At 73.5% G+C, this 20202-nt stretch carries 24 protein-coding genes; 19 read left to right on the top strand and 5 right to left on the bottom strand.

Annotated elements, in window-relative coordinates; translation table 11 throughout:
• Window positions 1–40: 40 nt before the first annotated feature.
• The 3 genes from ACH4NX_RS07950 (at window position 41) to ACH4NX_RS07940 (ending at window position 2677) form a co-directional block, all read left to right on the top strand.
• Window positions 41–1015: an ABC transporter ATP-binding protein gene (locus ACH4NX_RS07950; RefSeq protein ID WP_351392490.1), complete on the top strand. Its 975-nt coding sequence runs from the start codon at window positions 41–43 to the stop codon at window positions 1013–1015.
• A 98-nt stretch (window positions 1016–1113) separates the two neighbouring features.
• Window positions 1114–1938 (top strand): ABC transporter permease, encoded by an 825-nt coding sequence (locus ACH4NX_RS07945; RefSeq protein WP_351392108.1) that lies wholly within the window; start codon window positions 1114–1116, stop codon window positions 1936–1938.
• 34 nt (window positions 1939–1972) lie between these two features.
• Window positions 1973–2677: an AAA family ATPase gene (locus ACH4NX_RS07940; RefSeq protein ID WP_351392105.1), complete on the top strand. Its 705-nt coding sequence runs from the start codon at window positions 1973–1975 to the stop codon at window positions 2675–2677.
• Between the two features lie 167 nt (window positions 2678–2844).
• Here ACH4NX_RS07940 and ybaK read toward each other — a convergent pair whose 3' ends face one another.
• The 4 genes from ybaK to ACH4NX_RS07920 form a co-directional block, all read right to left on the bottom strand.
• On the bottom strand, window positions 2845–3348 hold the full coding sequence (ybaK, locus tag ACH4NX_RS07935; RefSeq protein WP_351392102.1) for a Cys-tRNA(Pro) deacylase: 504 nt from the start codon (window positions 3346–3348) through the stop codon (window positions 2845–2847).
• Window positions 3349–3360: 12 nt separating this feature from the next.
• Window positions 3361–4101, bottom strand: a complete 741-nt coding sequence (locus tag ACH4NX_RS07930) for an LON peptidase substrate-binding domain-containing protein (RefSeq protein ID WP_351392100.1) — start codon at window positions 4099–4101, stop codon at window positions 3361–3363.
• Between the two features lie 11 nt (window positions 4102–4112).
• Window positions 4113–5162 carry a hypothetical protein gene (locus ACH4NX_RS07925; RefSeq protein WP_398127723.1) on the bottom strand — a complete coding sequence of 350 codons (1050 nt, stop codon included), beginning with the start codon at window positions 5160–5162 and terminating at the stop codon, window positions 4113–4115.
• 352 nt (window positions 5163–5514) lie between these two features.
• Window positions 5515–7092 (bottom strand): oxidoreductase, encoded by a 1578-nt coding sequence (locus tag ACH4NX_RS07920; protein ID WP_398127722.1) that lies wholly within the window; start codon window positions 7090–7092, stop codon window positions 5515–5517.
• Window positions 7093–7292: 200 nt separating this feature from the next.
• Between ACH4NX_RS07920 and hisD the strand changes: the two genes are divergently transcribed.
• From hisD to ACH4NX_RS07875, 9 genes are all read left to right on the top strand, one after another.
• Window positions 7293–8618, top strand: a complete 1326-nt coding sequence (gene hisD / locus ACH4NX_RS07915; RefSeq protein WP_398127721.1) for a histidinol dehydrogenase — start codon at window positions 7293–7295, stop codon at window positions 8616–8618.
• The gene (locus ACH4NX_RS07910; RefSeq protein WP_351392089.1) at window positions 8615–9751 is read left to right on the top strand and encodes a histidinol-phosphate transaminase; all 1137 of its coding nucleotides are present in this window, start codon (window positions 8615–8617) and stop codon (window positions 9749–9751) included. The genes hisD and ACH4NX_RS07910 overlap by 4 nt, the downstream gene beginning before the upstream one ends.
• Window positions 9748–10341, top strand: a complete 594-nt coding sequence (gene hisB / locus ACH4NX_RS07905) for an imidazoleglycerol-phosphate dehydratase HisB (protein WP_345596734.1) — start codon at window positions 9748–9750, stop codon at window positions 10339–10341. Before ACH4NX_RS07910 ends, hisB begins: the two co-directional genes overlap by 4 nt.
• A gap of 3 nt (window positions 10342–10344) precedes the next feature.
• Window positions 10345–10509, top strand: coding sequence for a hypothetical protein (locus ACH4NX_RS07900; RefSeq protein ID WP_345596732.1), 165 nt, complete (start codon window positions 10345–10347; stop codon window positions 10507–10509).
• On the top strand, window positions 10500–11153 hold the full coding sequence (hisH, locus tag ACH4NX_RS07895; RefSeq protein WP_351392488.1) for an imidazole glycerol phosphate synthase subunit HisH: 654 nt from the start codon (window positions 10500–10502) through the stop codon (window positions 11151–11153). Before ACH4NX_RS07900 ends, hisH begins: the two co-directional genes overlap by 10 nt.
• A gap of 2 nt (window positions 11154–11155) precedes the next feature.
• Window positions 11156–11881 (top strand): bifunctional 1-(5-phosphoribosyl)-5-((5-phosphoribosylamino)methylideneamino)imidazole-4-carboxamide isomerase/phosphoribosylanthranilate isomerase PriA, encoded by a 726-nt coding sequence (priA, locus tag ACH4NX_RS07890; protein WP_351392085.1) that lies wholly within the window; start codon window positions 11156–11158, stop codon window positions 11879–11881.
• Window positions 11878–12273, top strand: coding sequence for a RidA family protein (locus tag ACH4NX_RS07885; protein WP_055416449.1), 396 nt, complete (start codon window positions 11878–11880; stop codon window positions 12271–12273). The genes priA and ACH4NX_RS07885 overlap by 4 nt, the downstream gene beginning before the upstream one ends.
• A 25-nt stretch (window positions 12274–12298) precedes the next feature.
• Window positions 12299–13054: an imidazole glycerol phosphate synthase subunit HisF gene (gene hisF, locus ACH4NX_RS07880; protein WP_398127720.1), complete on the top strand. Its 756-nt coding sequence runs from the start codon at window positions 12299–12301 to the stop codon at window positions 13052–13054.
• Between the two features lie 143 nt (window positions 13055–13197).
• Complete coding sequence (locus tag ACH4NX_RS07875) at window positions 13198–14478, top strand: MFS transporter (RefSeq protein ID WP_398127719.1); 1281 nt, start codon at window positions 13198–13200, stop codon at window positions 14476–14478.
• Window positions 14479–14490: 12 nt separating this feature from the next.
• Here ACH4NX_RS07875 and ACH4NX_RS07870 read toward each other — a convergent pair whose 3' ends face one another.
• Window positions 14491–15126: a TIGR03085 family metal-binding protein gene (locus tag ACH4NX_RS07870; protein WP_351392079.1), complete on the bottom strand. Its 636-nt coding sequence runs from the start codon at window positions 15124–15126 to the stop codon at window positions 14491–14493.
• Window positions 15127–15207: 81 nt separating this feature from the next.
• Between ACH4NX_RS07870 and hisI the strand changes: the two genes are divergently transcribed.
• The 7 genes from hisI (at window position 15208) to trpM (ending at window position 20200) form a co-directional block, all read left to right on the top strand.
• Entirely contained in the window at window positions 15208–15618 is a 411-nt protein-coding gene (hisI, locus tag ACH4NX_RS07865; protein ID WP_351392076.1) for a phosphoribosyl-AMP cyclohydrolase, read from the top strand.
• Window positions 15619–15638: 20 nt separating this feature from the next.
• Window positions 15639–17129 carry an anthranilate synthase component I gene (locus ACH4NX_RS07860; protein WP_351392482.1) on the top strand — a complete coding sequence of 497 codons (1491 nt, stop codon included), beginning with the start codon at window positions 15639–15641 and terminating at the stop codon, window positions 17127–17129.
• Between the two features lie 195 nt (window positions 17130–17324).
• The gene (locus tag ACH4NX_RS07855) at window positions 17325–17966 is read left to right on the top strand and encodes a TIGR02234 family membrane protein (RefSeq protein ID WP_351392074.1); all 642 of its coding nucleotides are present in this window, start codon (window positions 17325–17327) and stop codon (window positions 17964–17966) included.
• Between the two features lie 208 nt (window positions 17967–18174).
• The gene (locus tag ACH4NX_RS07850) at window positions 18175–18426 is read left to right on the top strand and encodes an HGxxPAAW family protein (protein WP_279563301.1); all 252 of its coding nucleotides are present in this window, start codon (window positions 18175–18177) and stop codon (window positions 18424–18426) included.
• Between the two features lie 94 nt (window positions 18427–18520).
• Window positions 18521–18979: a DUF2752 domain-containing protein gene (locus ACH4NX_RS07845; RefSeq protein WP_351392070.1), complete on the top strand. Its 459-nt coding sequence runs from the start codon at window positions 18521–18523 to the stop codon at window positions 18977–18979.
• A 165-nt stretch (window positions 18980–19144) separates the two neighbouring features.
• Complete coding sequence (gene trpC / locus ACH4NX_RS07840) at window positions 19145–19954, top strand: indole-3-glycerol phosphate synthase TrpC (protein ID WP_351392067.1); 810 nt, start codon at window positions 19145–19147, stop codon at window positions 19952–19954.
• Between the two features lie 21 nt (window positions 19955–19975).
• A complete protein-coding gene (gene trpM / locus ACH4NX_RS07835; RefSeq protein WP_398127718.1) occupies window positions 19976–20200 on the top strand; it encodes a tryptophan biosynthesis modulator TrpM in 225 nt (74 codons plus the stop codon).
• The last annotated feature ends 2 nt before the right edge of the window (window positions 20201–20202 follow it).

Raw genomic sequence — 20202 nt, 5'->3', positions numbered from 1 at the left:
TACGCGCGCGGCACAGGCACTTCGACCCGGTGACGATGCCGTGTGCGTGGTGCGCGGACTGACCAAGACCTATCCGCCGGTACGCGGCAGGCGCGGCGTTCCCGCCACCCCCGAGGTGCGGGCCACCGACGACGTGAGCCTGGAGATCCGCCGCGGCGAGATCTTCGGACTGCTCGGACCGAACGGCGCCGGCAAGTCCACCCTCGTACGCCAGCTCACCGGGCTGATGCGCCCCGACCGCGGCAGCGTGGAGATCCTCGGGCACGACATCGTGCGCCACCCGGAGCGGGCCGCGCGGATCCTCGCCTACCTCGGGCAGGAGTCCAGCGCCCTGGACGAGCTGACGGTCTCCCTCGCCGCCGAGACCACCGGACGGCTGCGCGGCCTGGAGGTGCGGCAGGCCCGCGCCGAGCGGGACGCCGTCCTCGACGAGCTGGGCCTGACCCCGCTCGCCGCCCGCCCGATCAAGAAGCTCTCCGGCGGACAGCGCCGCCTGGCCTGCTTCGCCGCCGCGCTGGTGGGGGCGCGCTCGCTGCTCGTCCTGGACGAGCCGACCACCGGTATGGACCCGGTGGCCCGGCGCGCGGTGTGGGGGGCCGTCGACCGGCGGCGCGCCGAGAGCGGCGCCACCGTGCTCCTCGTCACCCACAACGTCATCGAGGCCGAGACCGTGATGGACCGGGTCGCCGTCCTCGACCGGGGACGCGTGATCGCCTGTGACACGCCCTCCGGGCTCAAGGAGAAGGTCGCCGGTGAGGTCCGCGTCGACCTGGTGTGGCGCGAGACGGCGCCCCTGCACGTCCCGGAGGTCGCCGCCCTGCGCGACCGCGCCACCGAGTCGGGCCGCCGCTGGACACTGCGGCTCGCCCCCGAGGAGGCCCGTGCGGTCGTCGCCACCGTCACCGGCGGCGCCGCCTTCGCCGCCCTGGACGACTTCACCCTCGCCACGCCCAGCCTGGAGGATGTCTACCTGGCGCTGGGCGGTGCCGCGCGACAGGGACTGGTGAGGGCTTGAGTCCGCGAACGGCGCGCACGGTGAGCACACCGGCCGCCGCATCCGTACCCGTCAGGGCGACCGCTTCGAACGACCCGACCGAAGGGGAGCAGCGCGACGTGAGTGTCGTACCCGCCGATGTCCTGCCGGGCGGCGCCCTGGCAGCCGAGAAGCAGGGCGCCACCGGCGCGGCCGAGCTCGGCCCCAAGGCGCGGCTGTGGCCCTCCCTGGTGGCCGTCTACCGTGCACAGCTCTCCAGGGCGCGGGTCGCGCGCATCCCGCTGCTGTTCGTGGCCACCTTCCAGTCGGTCGGGATCATGATCCTGATGCGCGGTGTCGTGGACGGCGGCGGCGAGGCGCAGGCCGTGGTCGCGGGTTCGGCGGTGCTCGTCGTGGCCTTCGTCGCGCTGAACCTCCTCGCCCAGTACTTCGGCCAGCTGCGGGCCAGCGGCGGCCTCGACCACTACGCGACGCTGCCGGTGCCGCCCGCCGCGGTGGTGCTGGGCGCGGCGGGCGCGTACGCGTCGTTCACCGTGCCGGGGACCGTGGTGACGGCGGTGTTCGGCTGCCTGCTGTTCGGGCTGCCGATGACGCATCTGTGGGTGCTGGTGGCCGTGATCCCGCTGGCGGGCGCCGCGCTCGCCGGGCTGGGCGCGGCCCTGGGCCTGCTCGCGCCCCGGCCCGAGTTCGCCACGCTCCTCGGCCAGCTGGGCATGTCGGCGGCGCTGCTGCTGGGCGTGCTGCCGGCCGAGCGGATGCCGGAGGTGGTCCGCCTGGCGCGGGACCTGCTGCCTTCGACGTACGGCGTGGAGGCCTTCGCGCGCACGTTCGGCCCGCGGCCCGACTGGGCCTTCGTCCTCGGCGACCTCGCGGTGTGCGCGGTCGTCGGCGTGATCTCGCTGGCCGTGGCGACCTGGGCGTACCGCCGGGCCGCCGTCCGGTGACGCGCCGCACGGGCGGGTTTGGCACGATGGCGGGGTGACCGCGCCTCTGACTCCGCCACCGCCGCCGAACGAACGCTCGTCGTATCAGGGCGGGCCGGTGCCACCGCCCGTCGGCGCGCACGCCATGGGCGCCGCGCACGGCGTCCCGCACGACCACGGCGAACAGGACGGCCCCGGGATGTTGACCGAAGTGCGTCAGGCCGCCGTGACCGTGGTGGCGGTGGCGCTCTCCGGAGCGCTGCTCGGCGTCCTGTGGTGGAAGCTGGCCCCGAGCGTGCCGCTGGTCGGCGGCGTGCTGGGTGACGGCTGGACGGTCGTACCGGAGAACCCCGAGGGCGAACGGGTGATCGGCGTCGACGGCGTGTTCACACTCCTCGCGCTGGCGTTCGGCGTACTCAGCGCGGTGGTCGTCTTCCTGCTGCGGCGGCGTGGCGGCGTGCCGCTGGTGGTGGCACTGGGCGTCGGCGGGCTGCTCGGGTCGCTGCTGGCGTGGCGGGTCGGGGTGTGGCTGGGCCCCGCACAGGACGTGATCGCCCAGGCGAAGGACGTGGGCCAGGGGGTGACGTTCTCCGCACCGCTGCAGCTGAGCGCCAAGGGGGCGCTGCTGGCGTGGCCGGTGGCGGCGCTGGTGGTTCATCTGGGGCTGACGGGGTTGTTCGGGCCCCGGGATCCGGAGCCCGATCCCTGGCCTGGGCCGCGGCAGCACCCGCCGGGGCCGTACGGGGAGAAGCCGGCGTAGGTTCTGCCGCCCTGCCCTGTCCCGGCGGCGCGGTTGCCCGCGGCCTGCCTGCTGGGCGGGGCGGCGGCCGTGGTTCGCCCTGCCCTTTTTGATACGCCACCTGCGTTTGCGTGTTCGCTTCGACATGTCCTGTCTCATTGGCCGAGAACAGGGCGTCCGTCGAGGGGTCACGCGCGGCCGACGGGGGCGAGGACCGCGTTCGTCAGCCTGGTCAGGTCCTCGGGGGAGAGTTCGACCTCCAGGCCGCGGCGGCCCGCCGAGACGCAGATCGTGGCGTGCTCCGAGGCCGACGCGTCCAGGACCGTCGGAAGCCTCTTGCGCTGGCCCAGCGGAGAGATGCCGCCCCGCACATAGCCCGTGGTGCGCTCGGCCAGCGCCGGGTCGGCCATCGCCGCCCGCTTGCCGCGCACCGCGGCGGCCAGCGCCTTCAGGTCCAGCTGGCCCGCGACCGGCACCACGGCGACGGTCAGCGCGCCGTCGACGTCCGCCACCAGCGTCTTGAAGACCCGCTCCGGCGAGACACCCATCGCCTCGGCCGCCTCCTCGCCGTAGGACGGGTGGGAGGGATCGTGCTCGTACGCGTGGACCGTGTACGTCACTCCGGCCGCCGCGAGCGCCACCGTCGCCGGGGTGCCACCGGACTGCTGCTGCTTCCTGGACTTCTTCGCCATGGGGCCAGTACCTCAGTTGAGACTCGTGGGACCGCGCGTCAGGTCCATCGCCGGCAACGACGGCAGGCTACGGATGACGGCCGTCTCGGAGCGAAGGAGTTTCAGCTCGTCCCTCAGCCGCGAGGCGGTGTCCGGAGCCTGGAGCAGACGCTGCTTCGTCGGCGTGTCCAGCATCATCGCGGCGGCGACCAGGTAGGAGACCACGCCCGGTTCGTCCGGCAGCTCGGCGCCGGTCGCCAGCGACCGCTCGCGTGCCCCCGCCAGTCGCTTCTGGTACTGCCGGAAGGACCGCAGCACCCCTTCGGCCAGCGCGCCCGCCTCGTCGCCGTCGTCCTCGGGCAGCGGCTCCAGTTCGGCCGTCAGGAAGGGGCCCGAGGCCTCCACCGAGAGCAGTCGCACCCGGGTCGTGCCGGTGGCCAGCACCTCGAAGGTGCCGTCGGCCCGCTCGCGGATCGTCGCCGCGTCCGCGACGCAGCCCACCTTGTGGAACGCCTTGACCGGGTCGGGCCCGAACCCGGCCGTCGGTCCGCGTTCGAGCGTCGTCGTCGGGTCGGGCAGGCCGGGCGCGCTCCGGGCCACCTCGTAGCCGTCGCGGATCGCCACGACGGCGAACCGGCGCGGTTCGTCCTCGGGAGTCTTCAGCAACTCGCGCATCATGGCGCGATAGCGCTCCTCGAAGATGTTGAGCGGGAGCACCAGCCCCGGGAACAGGACCGAGTTCAGGGGGAAGAGGGGGAGCCGGACGGTGGTCACGACCCAGAAGCCTAATGGTCGCCGGGGCGGACGCGACCGCCGTGCCCACTTCGTGGATGACCTGAACCTGTCGTCTCCCTCGCCGAGGCCACCGCGGCACGGACGTCGGCGCGCACTTGGAGGAAGCGGCCGAGCGGGTCGTCCGCGGCTCGGTCCCCGTCCCGGCCCCATGGGAAGGACGTGACGTACGGGCCGGTCAGACGCAGCTGCTCCGCCGCGTCCTGGTGGCGTTCCAGGCGCACCAGGACGTACGTCAGGAGGTTCCGCAGCTCCGCCGGCCAGGGGTCGGCCGCCGGGCGGGCGGCCGAGAGGGCGATCGCCCTCTCGGCGGCCGCGTCCAGACGCGCGCGGTGCACGCCCCCCGCGCCGCCGCCGCTGCCGCCGCCGCTCGTCGTCAGGCAGATGAAGGCCGCCCTCAGCGGCAGCGCCCGTACGAGCGCGTCCTCGGGCGCGTCCTGCGCCGCCGTCTCGGCGAAGTCGAGGCACTCGCGGTGTGCGCCGGGCGAGGTGGCGGCCAGGTAGTCGAGGGCGGCGACATGGCAGCCGTAGTGGTGCGGGGAGCGGCGGACCGCCTGCGCCCACAGGCGCTCGAACTCGGGGTGCCCGGCGCGTGCGCCCCGAGCGGTGTCCAGCGCGGTCCGCCACGGCACCGGGTCGGGGCCGGCGGCCTCGGCGGCGGCCGTGACGGCGGGGACGATCTGGCGCAGGAGCTCCGTGCGGGCCGGCGAGTCCCAGTGGCGCTCCACCGTCAGCCGGGCGGCGACCAGCAGGGCGTCGGGGTCGTCGGGAGCGGTGGCACGCCAGTCGTCGAGCCACTCGGAGCGTGAGCGCGCGAAGGCGGCCAGCCGGGTCGCGTAACGGTCGCGGTGCTCCCACGCGGCGTTCTCCCGGGTGCCGGCGAGGAGGGCGGCCGCGGGGGCGGAATCGCCGCGGGCCGCCGCGACGAGGGCGGGGGCGAGGTGGTCGTCGGGGGCGTCGAGGAGTACCTCTTCGTCTTGGGCGGGCCGTGACGTCCGGGGGCGGGCGGCCCGGGCCGCCGTCCGGAGGAACGCGCGCAGCATGGCCAGTACGACGGCCGACGGTTCGTGATGGTTGTGCGGCTCGGCTTCGACTTCGGCCGTTTGTGTTCCCGCCCGCACCACCGTGCGGCTTTCGTCGTCGGGTGCGGGTGGCCGGCGGAGGAGTCGCGCTTCCCTCGGCCGGGTGCCGGGTGCCGGGTGCCGGGTGCCGGGTGCCGGGACCGGGTGGGGAGGCGTGCTGCCTCGGGGCGGGGTGGTGCCTTCCCGGGCCGGGAGGGGGCGCGTACTGCCTCGGGACGGGTGCGGTGTCTTCCCCGGGCCGGGAGCGGTGCCTGCCCGAGCCGGGCGCCGTGGGTCCCTCGGCGGGGAGGGGAGCCGGGCCGGGGTGACGCGGTCAGCTTCGGCGGAGCAGGCGCGTCGCTCCCGCCGCGACCGTGGTCGCCAGGACCCAGCCCAGCAGGATCAGGGCCGTCGCCAGCCACTGCCAGCCGTCCCGCAGCTGCCAGAAGCCGGCCTGCCCCAGGTCGATGACCGGCAGCAGCAGGTCGAGGGCGAAGAGGGCGGGGTTCCAGTCCGGATGCTCGCCGTTCTTCAGCGGCGGCGGGTCGGCGCGCGCGAAGGCGAGCGAGCCGGCCGCCCACAGCACCGCCATCCACACCGCTGCCCGGCCCGGCCGGTAACCGTAGGCGACCGTCCAGTCCTGCGCGTATCCCACCAGCTTCGCGGCGATCGGCAGGCTCTCGCGGCGCCGGCGGTGCTTGGCGAGCAGTACCTCGCGGGCGTCCTCGTCCTCGCCGCCGGCCCGCAGCACCGCGGCGAGGCGCTCGTACGGCTCCGGGTTGTACTCGGCGGTCGCGGCGCCCACCCAGCGCAACCGCTTCGCCAGCGGGAACGGCCCCCGCGGCACCAGGTTCTCGTAGGCGAAGCCGCCCATGTGCAGCCGTCCCGGCCCCGGCCAGCTGGCCGCCCGGTCCATCAGGTTGACCACCCGCGCCCCCGACAGCACCACCCGGCCGCGCGCCGGCCGCTCGCCGAGGAACCGCAGCTCGGGCGTCTGCACCCGGCGCAGCGACAGCTCCTGCTCGTCGGTGAAGGTGAACCGGGCGTGCTCGAAGTCCACGGCGTCGCCGAACCGCCCGTCGTCCAGCCGCACCCCGCCCTCGCACTCGAACCGCTGGATCCGCGTCCCCTGCGCCGGAGTCGTGCCCCGCATCAGCGGGCTGCCGAGCCCGGCCGGGGTCAGGTACAGCGTGCGCTCCACCGTCAGCTGCGGGGCGTTCAGCGCGTGCCGCGTGTACGGGTTGAGGAGCCGGGCGCCGCGCAGGCTCAGCGAGACGCCGACCTGGGCGCTGCGCAGACTCACCTCGCCGTAGGACTCCAGCATCTCGGCCTGGAGGTCCTGCCCGACGCTCAGGCCGTCCGCGGCGATCGAGCGTCCGCTGCGGTCCCGGTGCACGATCGCCTGGTTGAGCAGCAGGTCGGTGCCTATCTGCGCGTCGGTGAGCCGGATGCCGGACCTGAACCGGCAGCGCGGCAGATGCAGATCGCCCTCGGTCTGCAACCGGGCCGCCTCCAGCCGCGGCACCGCGCAGTCCACCAGCCTCACGGTCGTGAAACGGGTCTCCGGCAGCAGGACCTCCCGCTCGAACCGGCAGCCCCGCAGCTCGACGTAGGGCACCACCGTGCCGCCCGCGAGGTCCATCGTGTCGCTGATCCGCACGCCCACGAGCTGCAGCGAGGACACCCGGCCCGCGAGCGCGGGCGGACCGTCGAGAAGCAGCCAGCACACGATGCGTGCCCGCACGGTCCGCTCGGGTCCCCACGGATGCCCGCCGTGCGGGTCGTCGGCGAGCGCGTCGCCGCTGCTGAGGTCGTACACGCTGCCGTTGCGGAAGGCCTGCCACATGCCGGCCTCGGTGGCGGTCAGGTCGTCCGGCAGCTCTCCGTCACGGTGGCCGGCCCCCTCGGTCACGGCGCTTCACTCCCTCCCCAGCTACTCGTCGGTCGCTCACACTTCGTACAACCGTTCATGCCCACTGGGTGACCCCTTGAACACTCATAGTGAGCACGATCTCCCGATCCCCGGCGTGGCCCGCGCGGACCCGTCGCGTTCTGTATCAGCCATTGATACGCGCGAACGGTGCCCGACGCGGGTCTGAGAGAATTGGTTCCGTGATCTCCCGAATCGATCTGCGCGGCGACGCCCTCCCCGAGGGCCCCGCCCTGCGCGACCTGCTGCCCCGAGCCGACTTCGACGTCTCGGCCGCCCTGGAGAAGGTGCGTCCGATCTGCGAGGACGTGCATCATCGTGGCGACGCGGCGCTGATCGACTTCGCCGAGCGGTTCGACGGCGTCCGGCTCGACCGGGTGCGGGTCCCGGCCGACGCGCTCACGCGCGCGCTGGACGAGCTCGATCCGGCCGTGCGCGCGGCGCTGGAGGAGTCCATCCGCCGCGCCCGCCTCGTCCACCGCGCGCAGCGCCGCGAGACGCACACCACACAGGTCGTGCCCGGCGGCACCGTCACCGAGAAGTGGGTGCCGGTCGATCGCGTCGGCCTGTACGCTCCCGGCGGACGCTCGGTCTACCCGTCGTCCGTGATCATGAACGTCGTACCCGCGCAGGAGGCCGGTGTCGAGTCGATCGCGCTCGCCTCGCCTGCGCAGGCCGACTGCGACGGCCTGCCGCACCCGACGATCCTCGCCGCGTGCGCCCTCCTCGGCGTCGACGAGGTCTACGCGGCCGGCGGCGCCACCGCCGTCGCGATGTTCGCGTACGGCACCGAGTCCTGCCCGCCCGCCAACATGGTCACCGGCCCCGGCAACATCTGGGTCGCCGCCGCCAAGCGCTACTTCACCGGGAAGATCGGCATCGACGCGGAGGCCGGCCCGACCGAGATCGCGGTCCTCGCCGACGCCACCGCCGACCCGGTGCACGTCGCATCCGACCTGATCAGCCAGGCCGAGCACGACCCGCTGGCCGCCGCAGTCCTGGTCACCGACTCCGCCGACCTCGCGGACGCGGTCGTCAAGGAGCTCCGGCCGCAGGTCGAGGCCACCAAGCACGTCGACGACCGGATCGTCCCGGCCCTCGGGGGCCGTCAGTCCGCGATCGTGCTCGTCGACGGCATCGACGAGGGCCTGCGCGTGGTCGACGCCTACGGCGCCGAGCACCTGGAGATCCAGACCGCCGACGCCGCCGCCGTCGCCGACCGGGTCAGGAACGCCGGCGCGGTCTTCGTCGGCCCCTGGGCGCCCGTCTCGCTCGGCGACTACGCGGCCGGGTCCAACCACGTCCTGCCCACCGGCGGCTGCGCCTGCCACTCCTCGGGCCTGTCGGTGCAGTCCTTCCTGCGCGGCATCCACATCGTCGACTACACGCGCGACGCGCTGGCCGAGGTCGCGCACCACGTGGTGACGCTGGCGGAGGCGGAGGACCTGCCCGCGCACGGCGCGGCGGTCAAGGCACGGTTCGACTGGAAGGTCCCGGACGGCAAGTGACAGGCATCGACGACCTCCCCGTACGGGACGAGCTGCGCGGCAAGTCCCCCTACGGCGCGCCCCAGCTGGACGTGCCCGTACGGCTGAACACCAACGAGAACCCCTACCCGCTGCCCGAGGCACTGGTCGAGCGGATCACCGAGCGGGTCCGCGAGGCCGCCCGCGACCTCAACCGCTACCCGGACCGCGACGCGGTCGAGCTGCGCACCAGGCTCGCGGAGTACCTGACGAAGACCTCCGGGTACGCCGTGGACGTGCGGGAGGTATGGGCCGCCAACGGCTCCAACGAGGTCATCCAGCAGCTGCTGCAGACCTTCGGCGGGCCGGGCCGTACCGCGATCGGCTTCGAACCGTCGTACTCGATGCACGGCCTCATCGCGCGCGGCACCGGCACCGGCTGGATCTCCGGCCCGCGCCACGACGACTTCACCATCGACGTGCCCGCCGCCGAGAAGGCCGTCGCCGAGCACCGCCCGGACGTCGTCTTCATCACCACCCCCAACAACCCCACCGGCAACGCGGTCCCCGCCGAGACGGTCCTCGCCCTGTACGACGCCGCGCAGGCCGCCAAGCCGTCGATGGTCGTCGTGGACGAGGCCTACGTCGAGTTCAGCCACGGCGCCTCGCTGCTGCCGCTGCTGGCGGGCCGGCCGAACCTGGTGATCTCCCGGACGATGTCGAAGGCGTTCGGCGCGGCGGGCCTGCGCCTGGGCTACCTCGCCGCGCACCCGGCCGTCGTCGACGCCGTCCAGCTCGTACGGCTGCCGTACCACCTGTCGGCCGTCACCCAGGCCACCGCGCTGGCCGCCCTGGAACACACGGACACGTTGCTGAAGTACGTCGAGCAGCTGAAGACCGAGCGGGACCGGCTGGTCGCCGAACTGCGCGCGATCGGTTACGAGGTGACCGAGTCCGACGCGAACTTCGTCCAGTTCGGACGGTTCGCCGACTCGCACGCCATCTGGCGGAAGATCCTCGACCGGGGCGTCCTGGTCCGGGACAACGGCGTACCGGGATGGCTGCGGGTGACCGCCGGCACCCCGGAGGAGAACGACGCGTTCCTGGACGCGGCCCGTGAAGTACAGCGTTGTGTGGGGGAGACCCCCACACCCCCTAAGGAGCAGGACGCATGAACCGCGTAGGGCGCGTGGAGCGCACCACCAAGGAGACCTCGGTCCTCGTCGAGATCGACCTCGACGGCACCGGCAAGACCGACATCGCCACCGGTGTCGGCTTCTACGACCACATGCTCGACCAGCTCGGCCGGCACGGTCTGTTCGACCTCACCGTGAAGACCGACGGCGACCTGCACATCGACTCCCACCACACCATCGAGGACACCGCCCTCGCGCTGGGCGCCGCCTTCAAGCAGGCCCTCGGCGACAAGGTGGGCATCTACCGCTTCGGCAACTGCACGGTCCCGCTGGACGAGTCCCTCGCCCAGGTCACCGTCGACCTGTCCGGCCGTCCCTACCTCGTGCACACCGAGCCCGAGAAGATGGCGCCGATGATCGGCGAGTACGACACGACGATGACCCGGCACATCCTGGAGTCCTTCGTCGCCCAGGCGCAGATCGCGCTGCACGTGCACGTGCCGTACGGGCGCAACGCGCACCACATCGTGGAGTGCCAGTTCAAGGCGCTGGCACGGGCCCTGCGCTACGCCTCGGAGCGCGACCCGCGCGCGGCCGGCATCCTGCCTTCCACGAAGGGCGCGCTGTAACTCATGACCGGCACGTCCACCGTACTGATCGTCGTCGGTCTCTTCTTCCTCGGCGGCATCATCTCCTTCGCCAAGCAGCAGATGCCCAAGGGGCTGATCGTGCTGCTGTCCATCGGCGCCGCGATGTGTCTCTTCGCGGGCGTCCTGAGGCTGGAGGTCTGGAATTGACATCGGTGAACTCCAAGCGGGTCGTCGTCTTCGACTACGGCTTCGGCAACGTCCGCTCCGCCGAGCGTGCCCTCGCGCGCGCGGGAGCCGACGTCGAGATCACCCGTGACTACGACAAGGCCATGAACGCCGACGGCCTGCTGGTCCCCGGCGTCGGCGCCTTCGCCGCCTGCATGGACGGCCTCAGGGCCGCGCGCGGCGACTGGGTCGTCGAACGCCGGCTGTCCGGCGGACGCCCGGTGATGGGCATCTGCGTCGGCATGCAGATCCTGTTCGCGCGCGGCATCGAGCACGACGTGGAGGCCGAGGGCCTGGACGAGTGGCCCGGCACCGTCGGACCGCTCCAGGCCGACATCGTCCCCCACATGGGCTGGAACACGGTCGAGGCACCGGCCGACTCCCAGCTCTTCGCCGGCCTGGACGCGGACGCCCGCTTCTACTTCGTGCACTCCTACGCCGTCCACGAGTGGACCCTGGAGTCGCACAACCCACGGATCGCCGCTCCCAGGGTCACGTGGTCCACGCACGGCAAGCCCTTCGTGGCGGCCGTGGAGAACGGCGCCCTGTGGGCCACCCAGTTCCACCCCGAGAAGTCCGGCGACGCCGGAGCCCAGCTCCTCACCAACTGGATCGAGACCCTGTAGAGATGAGCACGCTCGAACTCCTCCCCGCCGTCGACGTCCGTGACGGCCAGGCCGTCCGCCTCGTGCACGGCGAGTCCGGCACCGAGACCTCCTACGGCTCCCCTCTGGAGGCCGCCCTCGCCTGGCAGCGCTCCGGCGCCGAGTGGCTGCACCTCGTCGACCTGGACGCCGCGTTCGGCACCGGGGACAACCGCGAGCTGATCGCCGAGGTCGCCAAGGCCATGGACATCAAGGTGGAGCTGTCCGGCGGCATCCGCGACGACGCCACCCTCGCCGCGGCGCTCGCCACCGGCTGCACGCGCGTGAACCTCGGCACGGCGGCCCTGGAGACCCCCGAGTGGGTCGCCAAGATCATCGCCGAGCACGGCGACAAGATCGCGGTCGGCCTGGACGTACGAGGCACGACCCTGCGCGGCCGGGGCTGGACCCGCGACGGCGGCGACCTCTACGAGACGCTGGCCCGCCTCGACAAGGAGGGCTGCGCCCGGTACGTCGTCACCGACATCGCCAAGGACGGCACCCTCCAGGGCCCCAACCTGGAACTCCTGAAGAACGTCTGCGCGGCCACCGACCGCCCGGTCGTGGCGTCGGGCGGCGTGTCGTCCCTGGACGACCTGCGCGCGATCGCCGGCCTCGTCCCGGCCGGTGTCGAGGGCGCCATCGTAGGGAAAGCCCTGTACGCGAAGGCGTTCACCCTGGAAGAAGCCTTGGAGGCTGTGGCGTCATGACATCCGAAGCCGTACGGCGCGTGCAGAGCGGAAGTCCCTGGGAAGAGTCCTTCGGGTTCGCACGGGCCGTGGCGGCGGGTGATCAAGTCATCGTGGCCGGCACGACCGCCTTCAAGGGCGACCTGCTGTACGGCGACGGCGACCCGTACGAACAGACCAAGGTGGCCTTCGCCACCGCGGTCGAGGCGATCGGCGAGTTCGGGCTGGGCATCGAGTCCGTGATCAGGACCCGTGTGTATCTGGCACACTCCCGGGACGTCGACGAGGTGGGCCGCGCCCACAAAGAGCTGTTCGACTCCGTACGCCCGGTCACGACCCTGCTGGTCGTGGAGGGCTTCATGGACTCCCGGGTCCTGGTGTCGGTGGAGCTGGAAGCATTCAGAGGACAGTAAGAGGCATCGAAGGAGCCGTGGATTCATGACCCTGGCGGTCCGAGTCATCCCCTGCCTGGACGTGGACAACGGCCGGGTCGTCAAGGGCGTCAACTTCCAGAACCTGCGCGACGCGGGCGACCCCGTCGAGATGGCCAAGGTGTACGACACCGAGGGAGCCGACGAGCTGACGTTCCTGGACATCACCGCCTCGTCGGGCAACCGCGAGACGACGTACGACGTGGTGCGCCGCACCGCCGAGCAGGTGTTCATCCCGCTGACCGTGGGCGGCGGGGTACGCACCGCCGACGACGTCGACAAGCTGCTGCGGGCCGGCGCGGACAAGGTGGGCGTGAACACGGCCGCCATCGCCCGCCCCGACCTGATCCGCGAGATCGCCGAGCGCTTCGGCCGCCAGGTCCTCGTCCTGTCGGTGGACGCGCGCCGCACCGAGGCCGGCACCTTCGAGGTGACCACCCACGGCGGCCGGCGCGGCACCGGCATCGACGCGGTGGAGTGGGCGCACCGCGCCGCCGAGCTGGGCGCGGGGGAGATCCTGCTGAACTCGATGGACGCGGACGGCACGAAGGACGGCTACGATCTGGAGATGATCGCGGCGGTCCGGGGGCACGTGACCGTCCCCGTCATCGCCTCCGGCGGCGCGGGCCGCCTCACCGACTTCCCGCCGGCCGTCGAGGCGGGCGCGGACGCGGTGCTGGCGGCGTCCGTCTTCCACTTCGGCGACCTGCGGATCGGCCAGGTGAAGGAGACGCTGCGGGAGGCGGGGCATCCCGTGCGCTGAGGGGCGGGGTTCGGACCGCGCCGGCCGCGGGGTCTGGCACGCGCTCCGCCGTGAGGCGCTGTCTCCTGGAGCCGACCTGATCGAAACGACACCCTCCAGCCGGCGTGAGAACGCGGCGCCGCACGTGTAAGGATTCCCGTTCCGTGTCCGAAGAGGCCAGGTCCGTGCCGGACACGGTCATATCCAGGGCCGCCACCGCCGCCGTGCCCGCCCACCGCGACGCAAACGTCCTGCGCTGGGTCGCCGCCTACACCGCCTCCATGGTGGGCGACATGGTGTTCTACCTGGCGCTGTCCTGGGCCGCCGTGCGCAACGGCAGCCCCGCCGAGGCCGGCATCGTCACCGCCGTCAGCGCGGTGCCGCGCGCGCTGCTCATGCTCGGGGGCGGCGTGGTCGCCGACCGGCTGGGGCCGCGGAAGGTCGTCATCGGCAGTGACGCCGTGCGGTGCGTCACGGTCCTGGCGGTCGCCGCCGTACTGTTCGCGACCGACCCCGGGCTGTGGCTCCTCGCCCTGCTCGCCGTCGTCTTCGGCACGGTCGACGCCCTCTTCCTGCCCGCCGTCGGGGCGCTCCCGGCCCGTATCACCGGCAAGGACCAGCTCGCCCGGGTGCAGGGCATGCGCGGCCTCGCCGTCCGCTTCGCCGCCGTCGTGGGCGCGCCGCTCGGTGGGCTCTGCGTGGCGGTCGGCGGCGCGGCGGCAGCCTTCGCGTTCGCCGGGCTGCTGATCGCCGTGTCGGTGCCGCTGCTGATCTCCGTACGGATGCGCGAGCTGCCGCCCGACGACGCGCCCGGCGCGCCCGCCGCGGAGGAGGCCACCGCGTGGCGGGACCTGGTGGACGGGCTCCGCCACATCCGCCGGCACCGCGTCCTCGGCCCCCTGATGGTGGCCATCGCCCTCGGCGACCTCGGCTTCGTCGGCCCCCTCAACGTCGGCCTGACCCTGCTCGCGGACGAGCGCGGCTGGGGCGCCTCCGGGATGGGCTGGGTGCTCGCCGGGTTCGGCACGGGGGCCGGAGTCGCCGCCGTGCTGCTGACCGTACGGGGGCGCCTGCCGCGCGCCGGGTGCGTCGCCGCCGGTGCCCTCATCCCCGGCGCGGCCGCGATCGGCGCCCTCGCACACGCGCCCGGCCTCCTCGCGGCCGTCGGCATCTCGGTGATCATCGGGCTGCTCACAGGCCTCAGCGGCGCCATGTGCGGAGCCCTGCTGCAGACCCAGTCCGAACCCGCCTACCTGGGACGCGTCACCGCGGTCGGCGGGATCGTCAGCCTCGGCGTGGCACCGCTGAGCATGCCGCTGTCCGCCGCCGCCATCGGCGTCTGGGGCACCGGCCCGGTCTTCGCCGTCAGCGGCGCGGTCTGCGCACTCGGCGGGGTCGTCGCCCTGGGCGCGCCCGGCGTGCGGCGGGCCGAACTGCCGAAGTAGCGGCCCCCGCGCTCAGATGCCGAGCTGCTTCGTCTCGTGCAGCCGGGCGATCGCCTCCTTCTCGCCCTCCAGCTCCACCTTCGCGGCGCTCTGCCGGCCGTACGCGAACAGCAGCAGCTCGGACGGCTCGCCCGTCGCCGTCACCACCGGCGTACCGCGGTGGGCGACCGTCGTCTGGCCGTTCGGCCGGCGCAGCACCAGGCCCGTCGGGATGCCGCGGCCCATCAGACGGGCGCTGCGCTCCAGGCGGGACCAGAGGGTGTCCTGGAAGACGGGGTCCAGCTCGCGAGGCGACCAGTCCGGCTGGGCACGGCGGACGTCCTCGGCGTGGACGTAGAACTCCACGATGTTCGCCGCCTCGTCGACCTGCTTGAGCGAGAACGGCGAGAACCGCGGCGGGCCGGTGCGGATCAGCTGGATCAGCTCGTCGTACGGCTTGGCCCCGTACTCCTCCATCACCCGGTCGAGCCGGGACGCCAGCTGCTTGATCAGGGTGCCCCCGGCGGCGTCCGGCCGGCGCTCGCGCACCACCACGTGCGCGGCGAGGTCACGGGTCCGCCAGCCGTCGCACAGGGTCGGGGCGCTCGGCCCCGCCGTCTCCAACAGGTCCGCGAGCAGAAGTCGTTCACGCTTGGCGAAGGTCGACATGCGGTCAGCCTACGGCCGCCGGCCGGGTCCGCCCAGTGGACAGCGCCGGAGCGTGTCCCTCCCGCGCGGCACAATGGGCGCATGACCAGCAGCTCCCCCCGGCCGACCAGCCCGCTCGCCCCGGAGATCGCCGACCGCCTCAAGCGCGGCGCCGACGGTCTCCTGCCCGCCGTCGCCCAGCAGTACGACACCGGTGAGGTGCTGATGCTCGGCTGGATGGACGACGAGGCACTGCACCGCACCCTGACGACCGGGCGCTGCACCTACTGGTCGCGCAGCCGGCAGGAGTACTGGGTCAAGGGCGACACCTCAGGACACTTCCAGTGGGTGAAGTCCGTCGCCCTGGACTGCGACGCCGACACCCTCCTGGTCAAGGTCGACCAGGTCGGCGCCGCCTGCCACACCGGCGCGCGCACCTGCTTCGACGCCGACGTGCTCCTCACGGACGCCGTCGACGGCGCGGGTGCCGACGCGCCCGCCGCGGATCAGTAGGGTCTGCCGCCATGGACGTCATGGACCTGGACACCTTCCGCAAGCTGGCCACCGACCGCCGGGTGATCCCGGTCGGCCGCAAGCTCCTCGCCGACGGCGACACCCCGGTCGCGCTCTACCGCAAGCTCGCCGCCGAACGCCCCGGCACCTTCCTGCTGGAGTCCGCCGAGAACGGCCGCTCCTGGTCCCGGTACTCCTTCGTCGGCGTCCGCAGCGCCGCCACCCTCACCGAGCGGGACGGACAAGCCCACTGGCAGGGCACCCCGCCCGTCGGCGTCCCCACCGACGGCGACCCCCTCGCCGCCCTGCGCACCACCGTCGAGGCCCTGCACACCCCACGCGACCTCGCCCAGGACCTGGGCCTGCCGCCCTTCACCGGCGGCATGGTCGGCTACCTCGGCTACGACATCGTGCGCCGCCTGGAGAAGGTCGGCCCGGGGGAGCGCGACGACCTGAAGCTCCCCGAGCTGACCATGCTCCTCACCAGCGACCTCGCCGTCATGGACCACTGGGAGGGGTCGGTCCTGCTGATCGCCAACGCGATCAACCACAACGACCTCGAAACGGGCGTCGACGAGGCCTACGCCGACGCGGTGGCCCGCCTGGACGCCATGGAGGCCGACCTCACGCGCGCGGTGGCCCAGCCCCCGGCCGCGCTGCCGCCGTCCGAGCTGCCCGAGTACACCGCGTTGTGGGGCGGCCCCGACTTCCAGGAGGCCGTCGAGGACATCAAGGAGCGCATCCGCGCGGGCGAGGCCTTCCAGGTCGTGCCCTCGCAGCGGTTCGAGACGCCGTGCACGGCGAGCGCCCTGGACGTGTACCGGGTGCTGCGGGCCACCAACCCCTCCCCGTACATGTACCTCTTCCGCCTCGACGGCTTCGACGTGGTCGGCTCGTCCCCCGAGGCGCTGGTCAAGGTCGAGGACGGGAGCGCCATGGTGCACCCCATCGCCGGCACCCGGCCCCGCGGTGCCACCCCGCAGGAGGACCAGGCGCTCGCGGACGAGCTGCTCGCCGACCCCAAGGAGCGCGCCGAGCACCTCATGCTCGTCGACCTCGGCCGCAACGACCTCGGGCGGGTCTGCGAACCCGGCTCGGTCGAGGTCGTCGACTTCATGTCCGTCGAGCGGTACTCGCACGTCATGCACATCGTCTCCACGGTCACCGGCCGGGTCGCCCCGGGCCGCACCGCCTTCGACGTCCTCACCGCCTGCTTCCCGGCCGGCACGCTCTCCGGCGCGCCCAAGCCGCGCGCCCTGCGGATCATCGACGAACTCGAACCGTCCCGGCGCGGCCTGTACGGCGGCTGTGTCGGCTACCTCGACTTCGCGGGCGACTCCGACACGGCCATCGCCATCCGCACCGCCCTGCTGCGCGACGGCACGGCCTACGTCCAGGCGGGCGCCGGAGTCGTGGCCGACTCCGACCCGGTCGCCGAGGACACCGAGTGCCGCAACAAGGCGGCGGCGGTGCTGAGGGCGGTGCACACGGCCAACCGGCTGGGGCGGTAGGGCGACCCGGAGGGGCCCGTAGGGCGCTCCGGCCGGGGCAGTAGGGGCGCTCCGGCCGGGGTGGCGGGGGCGATCCGCCCGCCCGGCCGGGGGCTCGGACGGAGGCGGTGGGAGGCTCGGACGGAGACGGTGGGGCGATTCTCACGTCCGCCAATCCGAGCCCCGCGTGAGGGTTCGCCCGGGGTTCGGGTGATAGTGGAGTACGTGACAGCTGTTCCTCACCCCCGTACCCCAGCCGCAGGACCCGCCCGGGCCGGCCGCCGCAGCCTCGCCGCCGCCCTGCTGTGCGGTGCGCTCGGCGCGGCCGTCGCCCTGCTCGCCACCCGGCAGGAGTGGGCGGAGGGCACCGCGACGGTGGCCGGCGGCGCGTTCCCCCTGACCGCCAAGGGCAGCGACGTCACGGGCGTGCCCGCGGCGCTCGCCATAGTGGGCCTCGCCGCGCTCGTCGCCGTCTTCGCCGTGCGCCGCGCGGGCCGGTTCGCCGTCGCCGCCCTGCTCGCGCTGAGCGGCGCGGGCACCGTCGCCGCAGCCCTGGCCGGTGCCTCCGACAGCTCCGCGCTGGACGAACAGGCGGCGAAGGCGGCCGGTGACACCTCCGCCACCGTGGACGCCCTCTCCCACACCGCCTGGCCCTACGTCGCGGCCGTGGGCGGCGCCCTGCTCCTGCTGGCCGGGCTGCTCGCCCTGCGCTACGGCCGCCTGTGGCCCGCGATGTCCGGCCGCTACGAGCGGGACGGCACCCCGCGCCCGCGCCGCGCCCCCCAGACCGTCGACCCCAACCGCCCCGAGGACCTCTGGAAGGCCATCGACCGGGGCGAGGACCCGACCGGCGCCTGACACGCCCCCGGCCGGTGGTTCACCCGCGCGCACGAGGGCACCCGTCGACCCGGCACGCGCGCCCCGGACGCCGCCCGGCGGCCGCCGCGCGCGCGTGGGCAGCGGCCCGCGCGTGGGGACCACCCCCGCTCACACCGCGCGCGTCCGTGCGGGACAATGGGCACGAGCGTCCTGCTCAGACTTGGCACACAGCAACGAGGAGCAAGCAATGTCGGGCAGCAGCCACGGTCACACCCCGGCCGCCTGGACGGGTGTCATCATCGCCTTCATCGGTTTCTGCGTCGCGGGCGTGTTCATGGTGGCGGCCCAGCCGGTGGGCTTCTGGGCCGGCATGGCGGTCGTGCTTCTCGGCGGTGCCGTGGGCGGCATCATGCGCATGATGGGTCTCGGCCAGCCGAAGTCGAACCACCCCGTGCACCAGGTCGCCGGCGAGCGCGAGCCGGCCGGCGCCAAGGGCTGACCGGGCACGGCGGTCACGCCATTCCCGAGGGGCGGATCGGCACGAGAGTGCCGGAGCCGCCCCTCACGTGCGCTCACGGCCCGGCAGGGGCACAATGCGGTGCGTGGATGCCGAGACCGGGAAGCCGACGCGGAGCAGGACCGTGACACGGGGCACGCCCGCCCTCCTGGGCCTGGCCGTCCCGGCCGGAGTGCTCGCGGCCGTCGTCGGCGCCTTCACGTACGTGGGCAACGTGGACCCGGGCGAACCCGGCCACTACCCCGTCTGCCCCCTGCTGCGCTTCACCGGCATCCACTGCCCGGGCTGCGGCGGCCTGCGCAGCGCCCACGCCTTCGCCCACGGCGACGTGCTGGCCGCGCTGCACGCCAACGCGCCGGCCGTCCTGGGCTATCTGGGTTTCGCCGTGCTGTGGACCGTCTGGGTGGTCCGCGTGGTGCGCGGCCGCCCCCTGCGGATCGACCTCGGTCCGGTGCACCTGTGGACGCTGGGGACGCTGCTGCTGGTCTTCACCGTGGTCCGGAACCTGCCGTTCGGCGGCTGGCTCATCCCTTGATCACCTGACGAACGTCCAGGACGGGAGTGCCTCGCGCCAGGGCCGGGCGAAGCCGGTCCGAGGGCGGGGGAGCGATCGGCGTCCACCGGATGCGAGGCCCGTGCCGTGCTCCGGATACCATCACAAGTGACCACAGGTTTCGCCGTCTGAAAGGGGGCCGCTCGCGTGAGTGTGCTCGACGAGATCATCGACGGAGTCCGTGCCGACCTCGCGGAACGGCAGGCGCGCGTCAGCCTCGACGAGCTCAAGGAGCGCGCGGCCAAGGCTCGCCCCGCCAAGGACGGCGTGTCCGCCCTGCGCGGCGACGGCGTCAAGGTCATCTGCGAGGTCAAGCGCTCCAGCCCGTCCAAGGGCGCGCTGGCCGCCATCGCCGACCCCGCCGGACTCGCCGCGGACTACGAGGCGGGTGGCGCCGCCGTCATCTCCGTCCTCACCGAGGAGCGCCGCTTCGGCGGCTCGCTGGCCGACCTGGACTCGGTCCGCGCGAGCGTGGACATCCCCGTGCTGCGCAAGGACTTCATCGTCACCTCGTACCAGCTGTGGGAGGCCCGCGCGCACGGTGCCGACCTCGTGCTGCTGATCGTCGCGGCCCTCGAGCAGCCGGCGCTCGAGTCGCTGATCGAGCGCGCCGAGTCCATCGGGCTCACCCCGCTCGTCGAGGTGCACGACGAGGACGAGGTCGAGCGCGCGGTGGACGCCGGCGCCAGGATCATCGGCGTCAACGCGCGCAACCTGAAGACGCTCGAGGTCGACCGCGGCACCTTCGAGCGGGTCGCCCCCGAGATCCCCGCGCACATCGTCAAGGTCGCCGAGTCCGGCGTCCGCGGCCCGCACGACCTCATCGCCTACGCCAACGAGGGCGCCGACGCCGTCCTGGTCGGTGAGTCCCTGGTCACCGGCCGTGACCCGAAGACGGCGGTCTCCGACCTGGTCGCGGCCGGAGAGCACCCGGCACTGCGGCACGGGCGCGGCTGACCCCCGGTAGGCTTGCCGACGATGACGCTCCCGCTCACCCCCGCCACCAGGGACCCGTATGCCCGCCTCGCGCGCGGCTGCCGGCCCCGGGGCTGCCGCGCGCCCGCGCGCAGGGTGCGTGGTCGCAGGGTGCGCTACGTCATCGGAGACGAACCCGGGCAGGTCAACGGCATGCGATGGCCTCAGCGCCCCGTAAGGGGCGCGGGGAACTGCGCGAGCAACCAGAGACGGCCCGAAGGGGCCTGACG

The sequence above is a fragment of the Streptomyces sp. NPDC017225 genome (assembly GCF_044331465.1).
Lineage (GTDB): Bacteria > Actinomycetota > Actinomycetes > Streptomycetales > Streptomycetaceae > Streptomyces.
This window is presented reverse-complemented; position numbering and strand designations above follow the sequence as displayed.

Coding starts and splice junctions, on each gene's coding strand:
- ACH4NX_RS07850 (WP_279563301.1), top strand. CDS start 18,175: ATGTCGGGCAGCAGCCACGGTCACACCCCGGCCGCCTGGACGGGTGTC.
- ACH4NX_RS07900 (WP_345596732.1), top strand. CDS start 10,345: ATGACCGGCACGTCCACCGTACTGATCGTCGTCGGTCTCTTCTTCCTC.
- ACH4NX_RS07845 (WP_351392070.1), top strand. CDS start 18,521: ATGCGGTGCGTGGATGCCGAGACCGGGAAGCCGACGCGGAGCAGGACC.
- ACH4NX_RS07870 (WP_351392079.1), bottom strand. CDS start 15,126: ATGTCGACCTTCGCCAAGCGTGAACGACTTCTGCTCGCGGACCTGTTG.
- trpM (WP_398127718.1), top strand. CDS start 19,976: ATGACGCTCCCGCTCACCCCCGCCACCAGGGACCCGTATGCCCGCCTC.
- ACH4NX_RS07860 (WP_351392482.1), top strand. CDS start 15,639: ATGGACCTGGACACCTTCCGCAAGCTGGCCACCGACCGCCGGGTGATC.
- hisI (WP_351392076.1), top strand. CDS start 15,208: ATGACCAGCAGCTCCCCCCGGCCGACCAGCCCGCTCGCCCCGGAGATC.
- ACH4NX_RS07925 (WP_398127723.1), bottom strand. CDS start 5,162: ATGCTGCGCGCGTTCCTCCGGACGGCGGCCCGGGCCGCCCGCCCCCGG.
- hisB (WP_345596734.1), top strand. CDS start 9,748: ATGAACCGCGTAGGGCGCGTGGAGCGCACCACCAAGGAGACCTCGGTC.
- priA (WP_351392085.1), top strand. CDS start 11,156: ATGAGCACGCTCGAACTCCTCCCCGCCGTCGACGTCCGTGACGGCCAG.
- ACH4NX_RS07885 (WP_055416449.1), top strand. CDS start 11,878: ATGACATCCGAAGCCGTACGGCGCGTGCAGAGCGGAAGTCCCTGGGAA.
- hisF (WP_398127720.1), top strand. CDS start 12,299: ATGACCCTGGCGGTCCGAGTCATCCCCTGCCTGGACGTGGACAACGGC.
- ybaK (WP_351392102.1), bottom strand. CDS start 3,348: ATGGCGAAGAAGTCCAGGAAGCAGCAGCAGTCCGGTGGCACCCCGGCG.